13 protein-coding genes are annotated in these 14,947 nt (G+C 57.7%); 12 read left to right on the top strand and 1 reads right to left on the bottom strand.

Features of this window, described 5'->3' with window-relative positions; genetic code table 11:
- The first annotated feature begins 1 nt into the window (after position 1).
- The 9 genes from ACUTQY_RS03280 to ACUTQY_RS03240 are packed head-to-tail and all read left to right on the top strand — an operon-like array spanning position 2 to position 11,628.
- The gene (locus tag ACUTQY_RS03280) at positions 2 to 2,227 is read left to right on the top strand and encodes a DUF2169 family type VI secretion system accessory protein (RefSeq protein ID WP_046687387.1); all 2,226 of its coding nucleotides are present in this window, start codon (positions 2 to 4) and stop codon (positions 2,225 to 2,227) included.
- On the top strand, positions 2,217 to 3,371 hold the full coding sequence (locus ACUTQY_RS03275; protein ID WP_228287357.1) for a pentapeptide repeat-containing protein: 1,155 nt from the start codon (positions 2,217 to 2,219) through the stop codon (positions 3,369 to 3,371). The genes ACUTQY_RS03280 and ACUTQY_RS03275 overlap by 11 nt, the downstream gene beginning before the upstream one ends.
- Positions 3,364 to 3,978 carry a DUF3540 domain-containing protein gene (locus tag ACUTQY_RS03270; protein ID WP_033643657.1) on the top strand — a complete coding sequence of 205 codons (615 nt, stop codon included), beginning with the start codon at positions 3,364 to 3,366 and terminating at the stop codon, positions 3,976 to 3,978. Before ACUTQY_RS03275 ends, ACUTQY_RS03270 begins: the two co-directional genes overlap by 8 nt.
- 6 nt (positions 3,979 to 3,984) lie before the next feature.
- The gene (locus tag ACUTQY_RS03265; protein WP_033643656.1) at positions 3,985 to 4,350 is read left to right on the top strand and encodes a PAAR-like domain-containing protein; all 366 of its coding nucleotides are present in this window, start codon (positions 3,985 to 3,987) and stop codon (positions 4,348 to 4,350) included.
- 9 nt (positions 4,351 to 4,359) lie between these two features.
- Positions 4,360 to 4,866, top strand: a complete 507-nt coding sequence (locus ACUTQY_RS03260) for a type VI secretion lipoprotein TssJ (protein ID WP_033643655.1) — start codon at positions 4,360 to 4,362, stop codon at positions 4,864 to 4,866.
- Between the two features lies 1 nt (position 4,867).
- Entirely contained in the window at positions 4,868 to 6,226 is a 1,359-nt protein-coding gene (gene tssK, locus ACUTQY_RS03255) for a type VI secretion system baseplate subunit TssK (protein WP_021505816.1), read from the top strand.
- A complete protein-coding gene (gene icmH, locus ACUTQY_RS03250) occupies positions 6,223 to 7,734 on the top strand; it encodes a type IVB secretion system protein IcmH/DotU (RefSeq protein ID WP_033643654.1) in 1,512 nt (503 codons plus the stop codon). Before tssK ends, icmH begins: the two co-directional genes overlap by 4 nt.
- Positions 7,735 to 7,769: 35 nt before the next feature.
- Complete coding sequence (tssM, locus tag ACUTQY_RS03245) at positions 7,770 to 11,249, top strand: type VI secretion system membrane subunit TssM (protein ID WP_046687386.1); 3,480 nt, start codon at positions 7,770 to 7,772, stop codon at positions 11,247 to 11,249.
- A 25-nt stretch (positions 11,250 to 11,274) separates the two neighbouring features.
- Positions 11,275 to 11,628 (top strand): DUF6277 family protein, encoded by a 354-nt coding sequence (locus ACUTQY_RS03240; protein ID WP_033632662.1) that lies wholly within the window; start codon positions 11,275 to 11,277, stop codon positions 11,626 to 11,628.
- 265 nt (positions 11,629 to 11,893) lie between these two features.
- On the opposite strand, the gene ACUTQY_RS03235 is transcribed toward ACUTQY_RS03240, so the two are convergent.
- The gene (locus ACUTQY_RS03235) at positions 11,894 to 12,121 is read right to left on the bottom strand and encodes a hypothetical protein (RefSeq protein WP_004935320.1); all 228 of its coding nucleotides are present in this window, start codon (positions 12,119 to 12,121) and stop codon (positions 11,894 to 11,896) included.
- 245 nt (positions 12,122 to 12,366) lie between these two features.
- Here ACUTQY_RS03235 and ACUTQY_RS03230 point away from each other — a divergent pair, with 245 nt between their 5' ends.
- The 3 genes from ACUTQY_RS03230 (at position 12,367) to ACUTQY_RS03220 (ending at position 14,917) form a co-directional block, all read left to right on the top strand.
- Positions 12,367 to 12,657 carry a hypothetical protein gene (locus tag ACUTQY_RS03230; RefSeq protein WP_004935318.1) on the top strand — a complete coding sequence of 97 codons (291 nt, stop codon included), beginning with the start codon at positions 12,367 to 12,369 and terminating at the stop codon, positions 12,655 to 12,657.
- A gap of 706 nt (positions 12,658 to 13,363) precedes the next feature.
- Positions 13,364 to 13,939 (top strand): helix-turn-helix transcriptional regulator, encoded by a 576-nt coding sequence (locus ACUTQY_RS03225; protein WP_004935315.1) that lies wholly within the window; start codon positions 13,364 to 13,366, stop codon positions 13,937 to 13,939.
- A gap of 108 nt (positions 13,940 to 14,047) precedes the next feature.
- Positions 14,048 to 14,917, top strand: a complete 870-nt coding sequence (locus ACUTQY_RS03220) for a hypothetical protein (RefSeq protein ID WP_046687385.1) — start codon at positions 14,048 to 14,050, stop codon at positions 14,915 to 14,917.
- Positions 14,918 to 14,947: the final 30 nt, after the last annotated feature.

Here is a 14,947-nt window from a genome sequence, read left to right as displayed (position 1 = left end):
AATGAGAATCATACGGCCACAGCAATTGGTGGCGATTAAAGGAAGTTACCAGATCGGGACAGACAGCCGGCTCGGCATCAGCGTCGTGGCCGGATGCTACCTGTCCCGGCCTGAGCACTTCGTGAACGAAGCCGAAATCTGGGAGGCGTGGAAGCGCGTGCCGCTCAGCCTGCCGATATTGGATGTTGCCGAGCCGAAGCCGTTCGCCGAATACCTGATCGCCGGCCATGCCGGCATCGGTCAGCCGGTGAAAACGCTGAATGTCAGCGCCGACATCGGCGGGCTGAAGCGCCGTTGGCGGGTCGAGGGCGAGGGACGGCGCGGCGCGATGGAGGTGGAACCCTTCCTCAGCGTGCCGCTGGATCACACCTCCGCCTGGGGCGGCAAAGACAACAAGGAGAACCCGTTTGGCCGCGGCTGCAATGACGGGCTGCGGCCGCTGCTGATGACGCTGTCCGCCGAGGGGACCGCGCAGGAGCGCTCTCCGCTGGCGGCGCCGGCGCCGGTGCCGCACGAGTTTGCGCTGCGCAAGGCGCACATCGATAAGGTGGCGGGCCAGATCGCCGGCAAAGCCTATCTCGAGACGGCATTCCCCGGGCTGCCGGCCAATATCGATCGGCGTTATTTCCAGATGGCGCCGCCGGCGCAGTGGTTGCCGGAAGCGGCGTGGCCGGATCGGGTGCCCTTCGAGCTGCAGGGCGTCGGCGCGCAAAGCGAGGCGATTTGCGGCGAGCTGCCGGCGGTGCGCGGACGGGCGTTCATCCGCCGTCACGATAGCGACAGCCTCGAGGAAATCGAGCTGCAGCGCAAAACGCTGTGGTTCCTGCCCGACAGCGACATCGCTTTGCTCATCTTCACCGGCAATGCGCCGTTGACGCATCTGCTGGACGAGTCCATCGAGTCCGTCATGCTGGCGTTGGATCGCTGCGATGCGCCGCGCTCGTTCGACTATTTCCAACAGGTATTCCGCAAGCGCAGCGACGATGACGCCTCGCCCTTTGAGTTTCTGTTCGATCCGGATCTGATGCCGGCGGAGATGGGATTGAACGTCATCCAGGCGGTGTCGGATCACCCCAGCGATTTGCGTTACGATCCGTCGCCCACCTCTCTGGGCGATTCCGCCGTGTTCTATCAACGCATCCGCGAGGCGATCGCCTTGCACCAGCAACAAGCGGCGGCGGAGCCCGCTTCCGTGACGTTGCCCGATTTGCCGGATCTTCCCGCTGAAGACGGCAATGACGCGTTTTTCCCCGATAGCGCGACCGTGGAAGGGAAGACTTTCACCGGTTTGCGCTGCGAGGCGCTGTCGGGCCGGCATTTTCTGCAGTGCCGCTTTGAGCGCTGCGATTTCTCGCAGGCTTCCCTCGACGGCTGCACCTTCGAAAACTGCGTTTTTGATGCGGTCAATTTGACGCAGGCGGCGCTGCGCCAGATCCGCATGATCTCGTGCACGCTGCAAAAGCCGTTGCTGGCGGAAAGCGTGTGGCAAGAGGCGGTCTTCGAACGGGTGACGCTGGCGGAGCCTCAGGGGCAAGGGCTGCGCGCCGACCACGTGAAGCTGGATAACTGCGTTTTCGAACGGGGCGATTTCACCGCGAGCCGCTTTGAACACGCGGCGATCGGCAACGGCATGTTTAATGGCGCGACGCTGATCCGCGCGCAGTTTCTGCAAGGCGAGCTGGACGCGTGCGTGTTTAACCGCTGCCTCGCCGAAGAGGCGGTTGCGCTGGAGATGACGCTCACCAAAAACTCGTTCCTTGGCGGCAACTGGCGCGGCGTGCGCTTCGAACGCTGCCGCGTCGAGAGCCTGACGGCGGGCATGCAGGCGAACTTTTCCCACGCCGTGTTCAGCGATAGCTGTTTCACCAAAGTGGGATTGAAAGCGGCGCGCATGGAGAGGTGCCAACTGCTGTACAGCGTTTTCACTGAATGCAACTTTGACGAGGCCGATCTGACGGCCTGCGCGATCGCCGGCTGCGATCTGGCCGGCGTGCGGTTTAAAGACAGCCTGTTGACGCACTCACGTTGGCAAAACAGCAGCGCTCAGCAAGGCCTGTTTTATAACGCCGATCTGCGCGATGCGGAATTTGACCAGTGCAATCTGGCGGCGGCGCATCTGGCGATGACCTGGCAGGACGCCGGCACGCGGTTCAGCGGTTGTCTGCTGGAGCGCGCGTGTTGGGTGCCGCGCAGAATCATTCATGGGGACTATGCGCATGAAAACTGAAAGCCGCGTGATTCAACAGGCGCTGCCTGACCGAGAGGCGATCGAACTGGAGGTCGCCCAGGCGGTGGCGCAGACGCCGCCCATGCCGCGGATCTTCAAGAAACGCCGGTTCCACGATCGCGAGCTGAAAGGGTTGACGCTGAGCGACTGCTTTTTCATCGACTGTCATTTCGAACGCGTCACGTTTGAAGGCTGTGATTTGCGGGCGGTGCGCTTTGAGGGCTGCACCCTGCAGCAGGTCAACGTGGTCGGCGGCAGCCTGATGCGCCTGTCGTTCAACGAATGCCGGTTTGAGAACCTGACGCTGCAACAGGGGCTGCTGTGCAATTTGGCGTGCAACGACACCACGCTGCAGGGGTGTTACGTCGGCGATTGTCTGCTGGATGACTGCGGTTTGATCCGGTGCGAGGTCAACGGCGCGGAAATTGAACGCAGCAGCCTGGGGCATCTGGCCGTGCAGTCCAGCACCCTGACCAACCTGATGTTTCACCAGGACGTGATACAGGACGCCAACTGGTACGCCTGCCAGCTCACGCAGTGCCTGTGGCAGGCGTCGACCCTCGAGCGCCACATCATGGGGAGCTGCCGGCTGGAGACGTGCAGCTGGCAGACGATCGCGGGGCAGGCGCGCATCTGGTTCACCTGCCGCCTGTCGGGCTGCACTTTGGCTCAGCTACAGCTGCAGGGCGCCAGTTTTCACCGCAGCGAGCTGGAGGGGTGTTCGTTCGCCGACAGCGATCTGACCTCGGCGATCTTCGCTGAAGCGCAGGCGCTGCGCTGCGATTTCGAGCGCGCGACGCTGATCCTGGCGCAGGGGCAGAAGGCCCGGTTCAGCGAATGTGCGATGGGCGGCGCCAACTGGGGGCGCGCCATCTTGCCGCAAGCGGAATTCAGGGCGTGCGATCTGGCGTTAGCCAATCTTGAGCAGGCCGAACTGCGGGAAGCGAACCTGATCGAACAGCCGTTGACCGCCGCTCAGCAACAGAGCGCTCGCCTGCATGGCGCGCAGCGTCATCGCGCCGAAAACGTGCCGCTTACCGCCGATCCGTTCTTGAGCGCGATCGACGCCTGGTATGCGCATCAACAACCGGGGCCGCGGCAACCGTCGTATCAACGGCCAACAGGAGTAAGCAGATATGTATAAATCCAGAAGAGAGCATCAGAAGGTCTATGCCAACGCCAGGGTGACGCCTTTGCAGTTGGTGCGCAGCGCTCCGCTTCCCGAACAAGGGGGGCGCAAGGTGGTGACGCTGGCGGCCGACGCCAACGGCGGTCTGTATGTCGACGGCATGCGCGCGCATTGTCTGGCGGTCGCCACCAGCTGCCTGGTTCAGCCGCTGGCGGGCGATCGCGTTTGCGTCATCGCCGACGGCGACAAGTTGGTCATCACCGAGATCCTGTCGCGGCAACAGGCGAACGCCGTTATGACGCTGGACAGCCGCTGCGCCAACTTGCGCATCGTGGCGCCGGAGATCGAGCTGCAGGGCGGCAAGCGGCTGACGCTGCGCAGCCCGCACTTCACGCTGCTGACGCGCAGCAGCCGTTGGGTTGCCGAAACGCTGCACCAAATCTCTCAACGCCTGTTTGTGCGCAGCAAGCACGCGAGCCGGCGGGTGGAGGAAACCGACGAGGTGCTGGCCAAGCACATCATTCAGGATGCGCGGCAATCCCTCGTCATCAACAGTGAAATTGGTTCCCTGAAGTCTTCGGCGGTGCTGAAGATCGACGGTGGCCAGATACATATGGGGTAAACCACCATGACTGCAGCCAATACCAACATGGGCGGGATCGGCTTTGCCGGCTGCGACCCGATGATACCGGCGCCGGGCCCGAACACCTCGCCCAACAACACCGGCATACCGAACGTGCCTAACATTTTCATTTCCGGCGGCAATGAACAAAACCTCGGCACCACTCGTGTGGCCACCGCCGATTCGGGCGGAGTGATCGGCGCTGCCTCGGGGACGCATTCGGCCCAGGCGCAGCCGGTGCAGGGATCGGGTAAGTATTTCTCCGGCGGCATGCCGGTCACGCGGCTAGGTGATTCCAGCACGACGAACAACAACAACATGGTCTGCACTCAGGTCGCGCCGAGCCAGACCAAATGTTTCGTTAATGCATAGGAGTTCAGCATGGTGAAAACGCTCCGGGGGATTGCGACAGGGGGACTGTTGGCGGTGGGGATGCTCGGCGGATGCAGCTGGTTTTCTCACGATGAGGCTGCGGATGCGGGGCGTCGGTTGCGGTTTATCGACGTCGAGGTGACCGCCAACGACAACGTGAACCCGAATGCCGCCGGGGAGGCGCAGCCGGTCAAGGTGTGCGTGATAGAAACCAATCGCTCGGGGTGGATGCCTGAGGGAATTGGCGACGGCGCCCCTTGCCGCGAGACGGCGCCGTCGGAAGGGGCGCTGAGCCGGCACCAGAGCATTTTGCAACCGAGGGAGACGTTGCGTTATCGCTTCGAGGTGCCGGCGGGGCAAGAGCGATGGGTCGTCGTCGGGGCGGAGTTTCAGCAAATCAGCGGCGTGTTGCCGCTCGCCGAGCAAAAGTCCCCTGCGCAGGCTGATTCGCAAATGAAGGTGATGGTGGGGATGACGTCACTCAGCATAGTGACTAACGACAAAATGGATGAATGACATGTTACCTAAACAACGCGTCGCCTGGGTAGAAGGCATGTTGATGGAACCGCAGCATTTCCAGCAGCAGGAACGTTTTTTCGAGCACTTGATTGAAGCGCGCTTGCGCAGCGTCGAAACCTTCACCTGGGGGTTCCTGACGCTGGAGATCGACAACGGGCTATTGGAACAGGGCAAGTTTGCGCTGAAGAAAGCCAAGGGCGTTTTCCCCGACGGCACGGCGTTCAGCATGCCTGAGGATATTCCGCTGCCGCCGCCGCTGGTGCTGGGAGAAGGCTGCCAGGGGAAAGTGGTGTGCCTGTCCGTGCTGATGGATATCGCCGGCAACGCCCAGATCGATCTTATCCAGGATGCGCGAAAAAGCAGCCGTTTTCGCACCATGGACGCCGAGGTGCCGGATCGCAACCACGGCGTCAGCCTGGAAGGGACCCCGCGCGTGTGCACGATGCAACTGGGCAGCCTGGTGACGCGGCTAAGCCTGGAGGACGCGGTCAGCAGCGCGGAAAGCGTGCTGCCGGTCGGTTTCGTGCGCGAGCTGACCAGCGATCGTCGGGTGCTGCTGGATGAGCGCGCCTTGCCGCCGATGCTGGATTTCCGCGCCATCGGCTGGCTGCCCGCTTTCACCACCGAATTGCTTGGGCTGATCAGCCAGCGTCTGGAGTCGGTTTTCCGCCCGGACGTGCATATGACGATCGGCGGGCTTTCCGAGCTGCTGGAACTGCTGCTGCTGCAAACCTTGAGCGAGTTCAATTTGCGCATCAGCCAACTGCTGGCCAGCCCGCAGGTACATCCTGAAACCCTGTTCGACACGTTGCTGAGCCTGCTGGGGCGGCTCAGCATCATTCCCGGCGGCGAACGCCTCTGGGATCGGGCCGATTTGGTGTATCTGCACGATGAACCGCACAACTGCTACTTCCAGCTGTTCGCCTCGATTCGCCGCGCGCTGTCGCTGGTGATCGAAGCGCCGGCGGTGGCGTTGCCGTTTATCGATCGCGGCGACAGCATTTATCTGTGCCCGAACGACTCGCAGCTGCGCCTGGAAAAACTGGTGTTCGCCGTCAGCTGCGGTTTGTCCATCGAGCATCTGCGCTCGTATTTCCCCGCGCAGGTCAAACTGGGGCCGGTCGAGAAAATCATTCAGCTGATCGATCTGCAATTACCGGGCGCTCGCTTGCTGCCGATGGCTTCGCCGCCGCGGCACATACCGTATTACCCGAACAGCATCTATTTCGAGGTTGATCATGCCGACCCGATTTATAAGGAAATGATGGCCGGCTCGGCGATGGCGCTCAGCATCGTGGGTGATTTCCCCGACCTGCGTTTTGACGTCTGGGGATTAAGGCAAGGGAGGGTGGGATGAACGAATTCGAGAGAAAAATACGCGAGGCGATGGCGGTAACGCGCAACAACGCGACACCGCGCCTTCCCGCGTCCGGCTCGGTGGGCAAAACGACGGCGGAGATCGCCGCGCTGTCCTTCGGCGCGCGGGCGCTGGCCGCCAAGCTGCGGCCGGGAAGCGCCGGGGTGGCGACGCCCCCCGAACCCAAGCCTTATGAAGCGGAAAGCGTTGCGCCGGAAAGCAGCGAGCCCGCGCCGGGCGAGCGCCCGGCCGAGGCGGCGCCGACCTCGAGCGGGCTGTTCGGCCGCGCCGCGCTGAGCAAGCCCGGCGTGATGATGGGCCATTGGGACAACCCGCTGATCGCCGCCGCTATCCCGGTCCTGCTGCAGGTGGAGCGGGTGCGCGATCAGAAACAGCTGAATCCGGGCGCGGTGCGCGCGCAGATCGTGCGTGAGATCCAACAGTTTCAGCAGACGCTGCTGGCGGATCACATCGCGCCGAGCGATGTGGACAAGCTGGCCTATCTGCTGTGCTCCTACGTGGATGAGTGCTGCATGAGCACGCTCGAATCCGGCGAACTGAATCTCAGCCTGCTGGTGGAGTTTTATCGCGACGCCTGGGGCGGGGAAAAGTGCTTCGAGCACCTGCAGGCCTATCTGGCCGCCTCGCCGCGCAACAAGGAGATCCTGGCGTTTTACGATCTGATCCTGTCGCTGGGCTTCGAAGGGCAATACCACGTAATGGAACGCGGCGCGGTGCTGTTGGCCGACGTGCGCAACCGTCTTGACGGCTATCTGTACAGCCAGAACCCGACGCAGACGCTGGCCGATGCCGAGCCGAGCAACGTGGTGCGCAAGGCGACCCGCATCACGCCGCTGAAGCTGCTGTGCTACGGCCTGGCCATCGCGCTGCTGGCGTACGCCTCGGCCGCCTGGTATCTGCACGATCAGTCCCGCGCGCTGCGCAACGCCATTTTGGCCTGGACGCCGCCGCAGCCGCGCAAAATCAACATCATGGAGACGCTGCCGCAGCCGCTGCCGCAAATCCTCAGCGAAGGGTGGCTGGAGGTGCGCGCCGATCCGCGCGGCTGGCTGTTGATCTTCACCTCCGACGGCGCGTTCGCCACCGGGCAGTCGAAGCTGTCGGAAGAGTTTAAAAAGAAACGCAACATTGAGCGTTTGGGGGAAGCGCTGGCGCCGTGGCCGGGCGATCTGGAGGTCATCGGGCATACCGACAACAAACCGTATCGCAACACCTCCAACAACTCCAACCTGAAACTGTCCGAGGCTCGCGCGCAGACGGTCGCCGACAAGCTGCGCGAATCCTTGGCCAACAGTAAATACAACCGCACCGTGACATCGGTCGGCAAGGGCGATCAGGAGCCGCTGGACGACAACGCGACGGAAGAAGGGCGCCGCCGCAACCGCCGCGTGGACATCCTTTGGAAAATCGGCGAGAGGGAGATGGCTTCACCGTCTGCAACGTTAAATCAGGCAGGGGTAGCCGCCGAGGTCCCCGAGGATAACTAAGACATCCGCCGGCGTAGAGATAATAAGGAAATTATATGATACGTAGATCATTCATATTGGTGATTGCCTTGCTGCTGTGTGCGGTGGTGTGGTGGATTGGGCCGTTGATCGCCATCGGCACCTATCGGCCGCTGCTGTCGGTCTGGGTCAGGGGCATCATCATCGCGCTGATCCTGTGCTGGGCGCTGTGGCCGTTCGTGGCGACGTTCTTATCCTGGGTGTTCCGCCACGCGCGAGCGCCGGCCCCGGCCAAACGCAAGACCGCCCAGCGAGACCGCGTGACCTCGCGCTTTTACGACGCCTTGCGCACCTTGCAGTACGTCGGCACGGCGAAGCAGCGCACCCCTTGGCAGCGCTTCAAATACCGCCTGACGCGCCGTTATGTCAGCGAAAAGCCGTGGTTTCTGGTCGTCGGGCCGCCGGGCAGCGGCAAAACCTCGCTGATCGGCGAAAGCGGCGAACGCTTCTTGCTGGCCGAGCACTATGGCCTGCAGCAGACGGTGGACGTCGGGCCGACCCAGGATTGCAACTGGTGGCTGGCGGAGAATTCGGTGTATGTCGACACCTCCGGCGAATGGCTGCAGTTGAACGGCCTGGGGGAAGAGGGCGCCAGGGCGCGCGACACTCTGTTCAAACTGATCCGCCGCCATCGCCGCCATCCGGGCATCGACGGCATCATGCTGTGTCTGGATGCGCGTTGGTTGCTGCACGCCTCGCTGACGGAGAGAAAGTCGGTCGCCGACGCGCTGCGCGTGCGCCTGCTGGAGATGGCCTCGTGGTTCCGCAGCGAGCTGCCGGTCTATCTCACCATCAGCCACCTCGATCAACTGGTCGGCGGCGAGACCTTCCTGTCCATGCTGGGCGACGATCTGTTGCAAAAAGGCATGGGTTTCAGCCTGAACCGCGCCGAACAGGGAGAAACCCCCTTCGAGCAGTATGAAACCCTCTACCGGGAGATGGTGGCGCGCGTCAGCCATCACGTGCTCGAACTGTTGCACGATGCGCCGGACGGCCAAAACCGCCAACAGCTGCTGTTCTTCACTGAATCGCTGGGGTCGCTGGGCAACCCGCTGTATTCCCTGTTAGAGCAGATCTTCCCGCAAACGCCGGTGGGCTACGCCTGCCATCTGCAGCAGGTGTGGCTGGGCAGCACCATCGCCTTGCCGCCGCAGGGGGCGATCTACAACGCGGAAGCGGCGGATATCTATGAAGCTCGCCCGACCGGGCGCATTTATCACCCGGAGCTGGATTATGCCCGGCAAGAACGCGGGGTGATGCAGCAGTCTTCGCACGCCAGGCCGCTCGGCAGCCGCATGAGCTCCCTGGGCCGCTATGTGTTGGTGCTCATTCTGTTGGCGGTCTCGTTTAACCTGCTGGCGATGCGTTACCTGTGGGAGAGCGATTACATCTCCTACATTGCGGCGCGCTTCGATGAGACAAAGCGCATCGTGCGCGAAATTCCGGTGACTAACCGCGTCAGCGACGATGTCATTTCCGCCTATGAGCAGCTGGGGTACATGAACGCGCAATTGGGCGGCGAAGTGTCGCCGGTGCCGAATCCCTATTTCGAGCACAAGCTGATCAACAGCGCGGCGCAAAAAACCTACCAACGCCATTTGCTGCAGATCTTCTGGCCGGCGGTGGAAAACTATATCGCGGACGAACTCAAGAATGACGTCTCGGCGTCCAACAAGGACGTCTACGGCACCCTGAAAGTGTACCTGATGATGGGCGAACCTTCGCACCGCTCCGCCGAAGCCTTGGTCGACTGGTTCATGGCGCGCTGGGAAACCTTTATGCCGCAGGGTTACACCGACATGAACAAAGGCATCTTTGCTTACCATCTGCGGGAGATGTTCTCTTTGCCGGACGCGCCGGTCATGAAGATGAACGGCGATCTGCTGCGCCTGGCGCGGGTGAAAGCGATGAACATTCCGATGCAGGTGCGGGTGGTGCGCCGCATCGAAGAGAAACCGTTGCCGGCGGCGATCAACGATATTTCGTTAGCCGACGCCGCCGGGCCGAACGTCTCCTTGATGCTGCGCCGCAAGAGCCAGGCGACGGTCACCGATACCGCCGTGCCGGGGTTCTATACCCGCGCCAGCTATCGCGACGTTTTCCTGGCGCAGCTCGATGACGCCGCCAAGGACATGATCGAAGAAGAGTCCTGGGTGCTGCGCGACAGCGCGGAAGGGAAAAACGCGGTGAACTCGCTGGCCTCGGCGCAGAAGCTGGCCGACGAGGCGAGGAAGCTTTACCTCATCGAGTATGCCGACAAATGGGATGCTTTCATGCGCGACGTGCGCGCCCGGCCGGTCAACGGGCTTGAGGATGCGGCGATCCTGGCGCGTCAACTGTCCGACCCTTCTTCCCCGCTGGCTAATCTGGTGCGCTTCGCCGCGCGCGAAACCAGCATGACCGGCACCAACCAGGGCGATGCGGCAAGCTGGTTCGATCGCCAGCGCAATCGCATCGAGCAGCAGCGGCGCGACATCCTCGGCGAGATTTCCGGCGAGCGCGCGCGTTTTCGTCTCACGCCGGAACGCGCGGTGGAAGATCGCTTCGAGCTGCTGCGCCGTCTGGGCTATCAGCTGTTACAGACCACCAACGCCAGCAACGATCCGCTGAGCCGCAGTTTCGAAGCGCTGTACAGCCAGTTGACCACCTTGTCCACCTCGCTGCGCGGCGGCCAGGTGGTGCCCGCCGGAGGCACGCTGAAGCGTCTGCAGTTGGATGCGGCGCGCCAGCCGGAACCGGTGCGCAGCGTGATGATGGATCTGTTGCAGGTCGGGGACAGCCAGACTATTCAGCAGAGCCAAAAGAACCTGAGCAAAGGCGCTTCGTCGCTGGCCTCCGGCTTGTGCAAGAGCAGCATCAGCGGGCGTTATCCGTTCTCGCGCAACGCCAGAGCGGAGGTCGGCATCGAGGACTTCTCGCGCATGTTTGGCCAAAGCGGCGCGATGCAGCAGTTCTTCGATGAGAACCTGGCCCCTTATGTGGACGTCAACGCGCAGAAATGGAATGCCAAACCGGGTTCAGAGGGGATCGTCAATGCCAGCACGCTGGGCGCGTTTGAAAATGCCCGCCTGATCCGCGATACCTTCTTCACCGCCGGCGACAAGCTGTCCTTCTCCATGTTCATCAGGCCGTTGTCCCTGACGCCGACCATTACGGAGGCGACCCTGGATATCGATGGGCAGGTGATTAACTACAGCCATGGCTTCAGCCAGCCTACCCGTATCGATTGGCCGGGCCCGAAAGGCGGCAGCTATGTTCGACTCACCTTCCGCACTGGCACCGGCCAGATCCAGGTCGCCAGTTTCGACGGGCCCTGGGCCTTGTTCCGGATGTTCGACGCCAGCAATCCCGTGCCGCTCGCCAGCGACAGGCGAGAGCTGACGATGTCGATGTCGTCGGTGGTGGGCGTGCTCAAACTGGAATTGCGCTCGACGATGAAAGATTTCCCACTTTGGTCACGGGCGTTGCGAGGATTCTCGTGCCCGAAAGCGATGTAAACACAACCGTAAAGAGGTGATAAACATGTTAGATCCAGCCAAAATTTTAGAAACCATGAAGGCCGGCGGCAATTTGGGCACCAATTCCCAATCGTCGCTGAGTCAACCGTTTATGCAAGGCGTCAGCAATATTCAAATGTCGGGGCCGGATGCGGCCAAGTCGGTCATGAGTAATGTGACAAAATCTTGCGATGATATGTTCGGCAATATGAAGGGCATTTTTAATGGTCTGCAATCGAATGTGAACGCACACCAAAAAATGCAAACGAGCGAGCAGCCGAAAGATTTTAATGTTTCCATGGACGATCTTCGTCCGGCGATTGCGAAAGGGTTCCCGCACGAAATGGCGGACTTCTTTTCCAAAGTGCCGAAACTGTAATCAAAAACTCGATGGATAAAATACCGGGAGGCGGAAATGCCTCCTGGTATTCACAAGGAGTGTTGCGATGATCTATGACTGGATGCTCAAAAACGCCAATAAACGCATGGGTTTTTTTATCATGGTGATACCCAGCCTGTTTTTTTGGATATTGGTTTTTCTGACCTTATCTATTTTTTGATTCTTTGATGTAAAAAAAAGCACCCGCGAAGGTGCTTAAAATGAAGCGAATTAAAAAATAGGAAGGGATGATTATGAGTTGTTATTACAGTTTAGAGATGATCTGCAATCCGCTGGAAATCAGCGCATCGACGGCCAGACCAATACCTTTACCGATGGTGCCGACAACGGTTTTGGCATCCGGGTTAACACCGGCAATCGCGGAAATGGTATCAATACCTGTACCTACCGCACTGCCAATCAGTGTGCCTACGTCACCAAAAAAACCAGCACCGTTAACTTGTTCAATTTCTACTGCGGATAGTTCTTTCATGATTGAAACTCCTTTTTCAGTTAGCCCTTTACTTCAGGCAATTTCATTATTGCAAATCAGGTCATTTTTTCAATAAAACTCGTGCTGTTTTTTTATACTATTGTGTTTTTTGTTAGATTGATTTTGCATCGTTAGATTATATATTGCCGAAGCCTGGGTTTTTATATCTTACTCGCCTTGAACGGCGGCGGTTTTATGAGGTTATTATTTTAAATCGGAATGATATATACCAGAAGGGAGACCTTATGAAGGTATTGACGACGCCGGAAAGACCTTTCCGGTATGATGAGCTTGCGGATAAAATCATCCGGGAGGCCAGGAGCCGCTTGGGCTGCGCCGTTCTGCGGTTTTTAGACTGCATGATCCTGGGTTATGGCCCGCCGGTGATAGTCTTTGATATCTATAATAATCACGGTAAGTTGCAAACGTTCAAAGTCATTCTTCCTCTTGGGAGCGACAAGCAGCTAAAAAAAGATCACCTCGGGTTGGTTTCCTGCCTAGAGGCTAAAAAATTGATGAGGATAAAAAAAATATAAATCATCCCGCTCGTCAACGATGCCGCGTTATCTTTCTGCGCTGCGCATCACTCCTGAAAAATCTTTACTCCTACCAGGCATTTCTTGCGCGGGCGGCCGATGGGTTCGCCTTCTTCTTTTTTGTTGCCGTCGATATGAAAGGGCGGGAATCACTTACTGCCATAAAGTGTAGCTTTTTTTTATGCAATTTTTTTACAATAAAATGAATATGGTTATACTCTGTTTAATAGGGTCTGCGATGACCCCGCCGCCTCGTGCGAAAAAAGCATTATCCTGCCTTTATCATAAGTAAATTCCTAATGCATAAACGGATTCTCTTAACAATCAATGTCGCGCAATGTTATGTTCTATATTATGTGTTTTTTCGATATTTATCTGGATATATTGCGCTCTTGGAGTAAAATTAACGTATCAGAGAAAAATCTTAGCACCGTGATGCTGATGGCAATGATGCCTTATAAATATATCTTACGATAACAATTTCCCTTGCGAAGCGCGGCCGCTTACCGCGTCTTGCTTTTGTATGCTCTCCAGGGCAGATGATTTATATAACCCTATATATAAAATGCACTTTTGCGAGGCAAGGTCTTTTTTGCTTCGCCTATAACGCTTTTTTATTAAAAAGCACGTTAAAACAAAAAATAATCACAGCAATGATATTGCAGTAAGGAGAGTGAGCAAGCGTAGTCAAAAGGGAGGTTTGTTAATGGAGCGCGTCAATATCGCTATTGTGGATAAAAATCAATTCTTCAAGCTGGGGTTGAGTCTTGCCTTGCAAGAAGGTTTTCTCACGAATGGCATTAAGGCCAAGATCACGGGAGAAGAACGTGCCAACATCATATTCAGGGCGCCGGACAAGCGGGTGTCCATAAATTTTTGTCATACCCAGCTTTTGCAGGGCAACTTTTCTTCTATTCCGCTCTATTTTTCAATATTGGAGCATAAAAAGACATTCCCTAAAATTCATTGCAATTTGGAAGCCGGAAGTATTACGCGCAAAGACAGCGTGGCGGCGATCGTGGACAAGGTCATGTTCTGCTATCGCAAGAAAAATAGTTTGGTTTCAAGCTATTGCCCGCGTTGTCGTACCCAGTTGACCTTTAGCGAGGGGAAAGTGTGCCGTTTAATCCATCTGGGCTATTCACAAAACCAAACGGCGATGTTGCTCGGCATCAGCCCGAAAACGGTGAGTATTCATAAACGTTCGGCCATGAGAAAACTGAACATCGATAATAATATTGAATTCTTGCGCTGGTTAAAAATGCACAGCGACTCTTGTTAATCAGGGAAAGGAAGCGAACGGTCCGGCGCCGTATTATCAGCGGCGCTGAGCGGTCATCTTTTATTGATTTCCGCCCGGCATGGAATCGGTTTTATAGGGAGATAAAACATGGCTGTCTTTGTGAGAGAAGCGGTTTCTCATAATCATTTCAAATTATTGCAGGAGCTTTATGGCAGAGATTTGGGCGGGGAGCGTTTCCTGCACTGGAAGCATTTGCTCGATCCGCATTGTGGGGCGCCGATGGAAAAAACGGGCATATTTTACAAGGATCAAGAACGTTATCTCGGGATGTTTGTGTCCAGCTTTTATCCCTTTAAAATCAATGAGTTGTCTTTTGATGTCAATATGCTTGGCGATCTTGGGATCCACCGTCAGGTCAAATCTTCCACCGTCTTGAAAGATTTTTTCCTGCAGGCCAGGCGTTCGGATGTGGCGGCGGATATCTGCTTTTCCGATGACAGGAAGATCAGGGTTTATGAAAAGATTTTTAGAAAGTATTTAACGACCAATACGCAAATTTATCCCTTCGTCGAATTAACCTTAAAGCCTGATAAGTTTATGGCCTTTCGTTTTACCGAGGGCGACCAAGCGCGGCAGGCCAGCTTTATCAATAATCTGGGGCGAGAAAAAGATCATCGCGCATTTGAATATATTGAAAAACATCCTCTGTATCATAAAATTCATTATATTAATAAAGGCAATCTCTACGCTGTGATTGGCTGTTCCAGTGAGTGTGCCGAACTTTTGGATATTTCCAATCCTTCCAGGGAGTGTTTTTCCTGGGCCATCGGCGTTTGTCGGCACCTGCATAGCCGTTGCAAAGTGATGATCCCTATTGGTTTTTACAAGTCGATTTGCGCTCAGGCGGCGGAGGTCATTGCAGAAAAGCGCATCAACATGCTGATCGGTTATTACTCAGAAAAGATAAGCGAGCTGATGCCGAAAGAGGTTTGGGTATGCCGCATGGATCGCCGTTAAGCAGGGCACGTGTATTCTAAATGGAGTGTT

It is taken from the genome of Serratia sp. TSA_130.1, assembly GCF_052691795.1.
The sequence above is the reverse complement of the archived record's forward strand: the minus strand, read 5'-3'. Positions and strand labels throughout refer to the sequence as shown.

Coding starts and splice junctions, on each gene's coding strand:
- ACUTQY_RS03280 (WP_046687387.1), top strand. CDS start 2: ATGAGAATCATACGGCCACAGCAATTGGTGGCGATTAAAGGAAGTTAC.
- tssM (WP_046687386.1), top strand. CDS start 7,770: ATGATACGTAGATCATTCATATTGGTGATTGCCTTGCTGCTGTGTGCG.
- ACUTQY_RS03260 (WP_033643655.1), top strand. CDS start 4,360: ATGGTGAAAACGCTCCGGGGGATTGCGACAGGGGGACTGTTGGCGGTG.
- ACUTQY_RS03235 (WP_004935320.1), bottom strand. CDS start 12,121: ATGAAAGAACTATCCGCAGTAGAAATTGAACAAGTTAACGGTGCTGGT.
- icmH (WP_033643654.1), top strand. CDS start 6,223: ATGAACGAATTCGAGAGAAAAATACGCGAGGCGATGGCGGTAACGCGC.
- ACUTQY_RS03275 (WP_228287357.1), top strand. CDS start 2,217: ATGAAAACTGAAAGCCGCGTGATTCAACAGGCGCTGCCTGACCGAGAG.
- ACUTQY_RS03265 (WP_033643656.1), top strand. CDS start 3,985: ATGACTGCAGCCAATACCAACATGGGCGGGATCGGCTTTGCCGGCTGC.
- ACUTQY_RS03240 (WP_033632662.1), top strand. CDS start 11,275: ATGTTAGATCCAGCCAAAATTTTAGAAACCATGAAGGCCGGCGGCAAT.
- tssK (WP_021505816.1), top strand. CDS start 4,868: ATGTTACCTAAACAACGCGTCGCCTGGGTAGAAGGCATGTTGATGGAA.
- ACUTQY_RS03270 (WP_033643657.1), top strand. CDS start 3,364: ATGTATAAATCCAGAAGAGAGCATCAGAAGGTCTATGCCAACGCCAGG.
- ACUTQY_RS03220 (WP_046687385.1), top strand. CDS start 14,048: ATGGCTGTCTTTGTGAGAGAAGCGGTTTCTCATAATCATTTCAAATTA.
- ACUTQY_RS03230 (WP_004935318.1), top strand. CDS start 12,367: ATGAAGGTATTGACGACGCCGGAAAGACCTTTCCGGTATGATGAGCTT.
- ACUTQY_RS03225 (WP_004935315.1), top strand. CDS start 13,364: ATGGAGCGCGTCAATATCGCTATTGTGGATAAAAATCAATTCTTCAAG.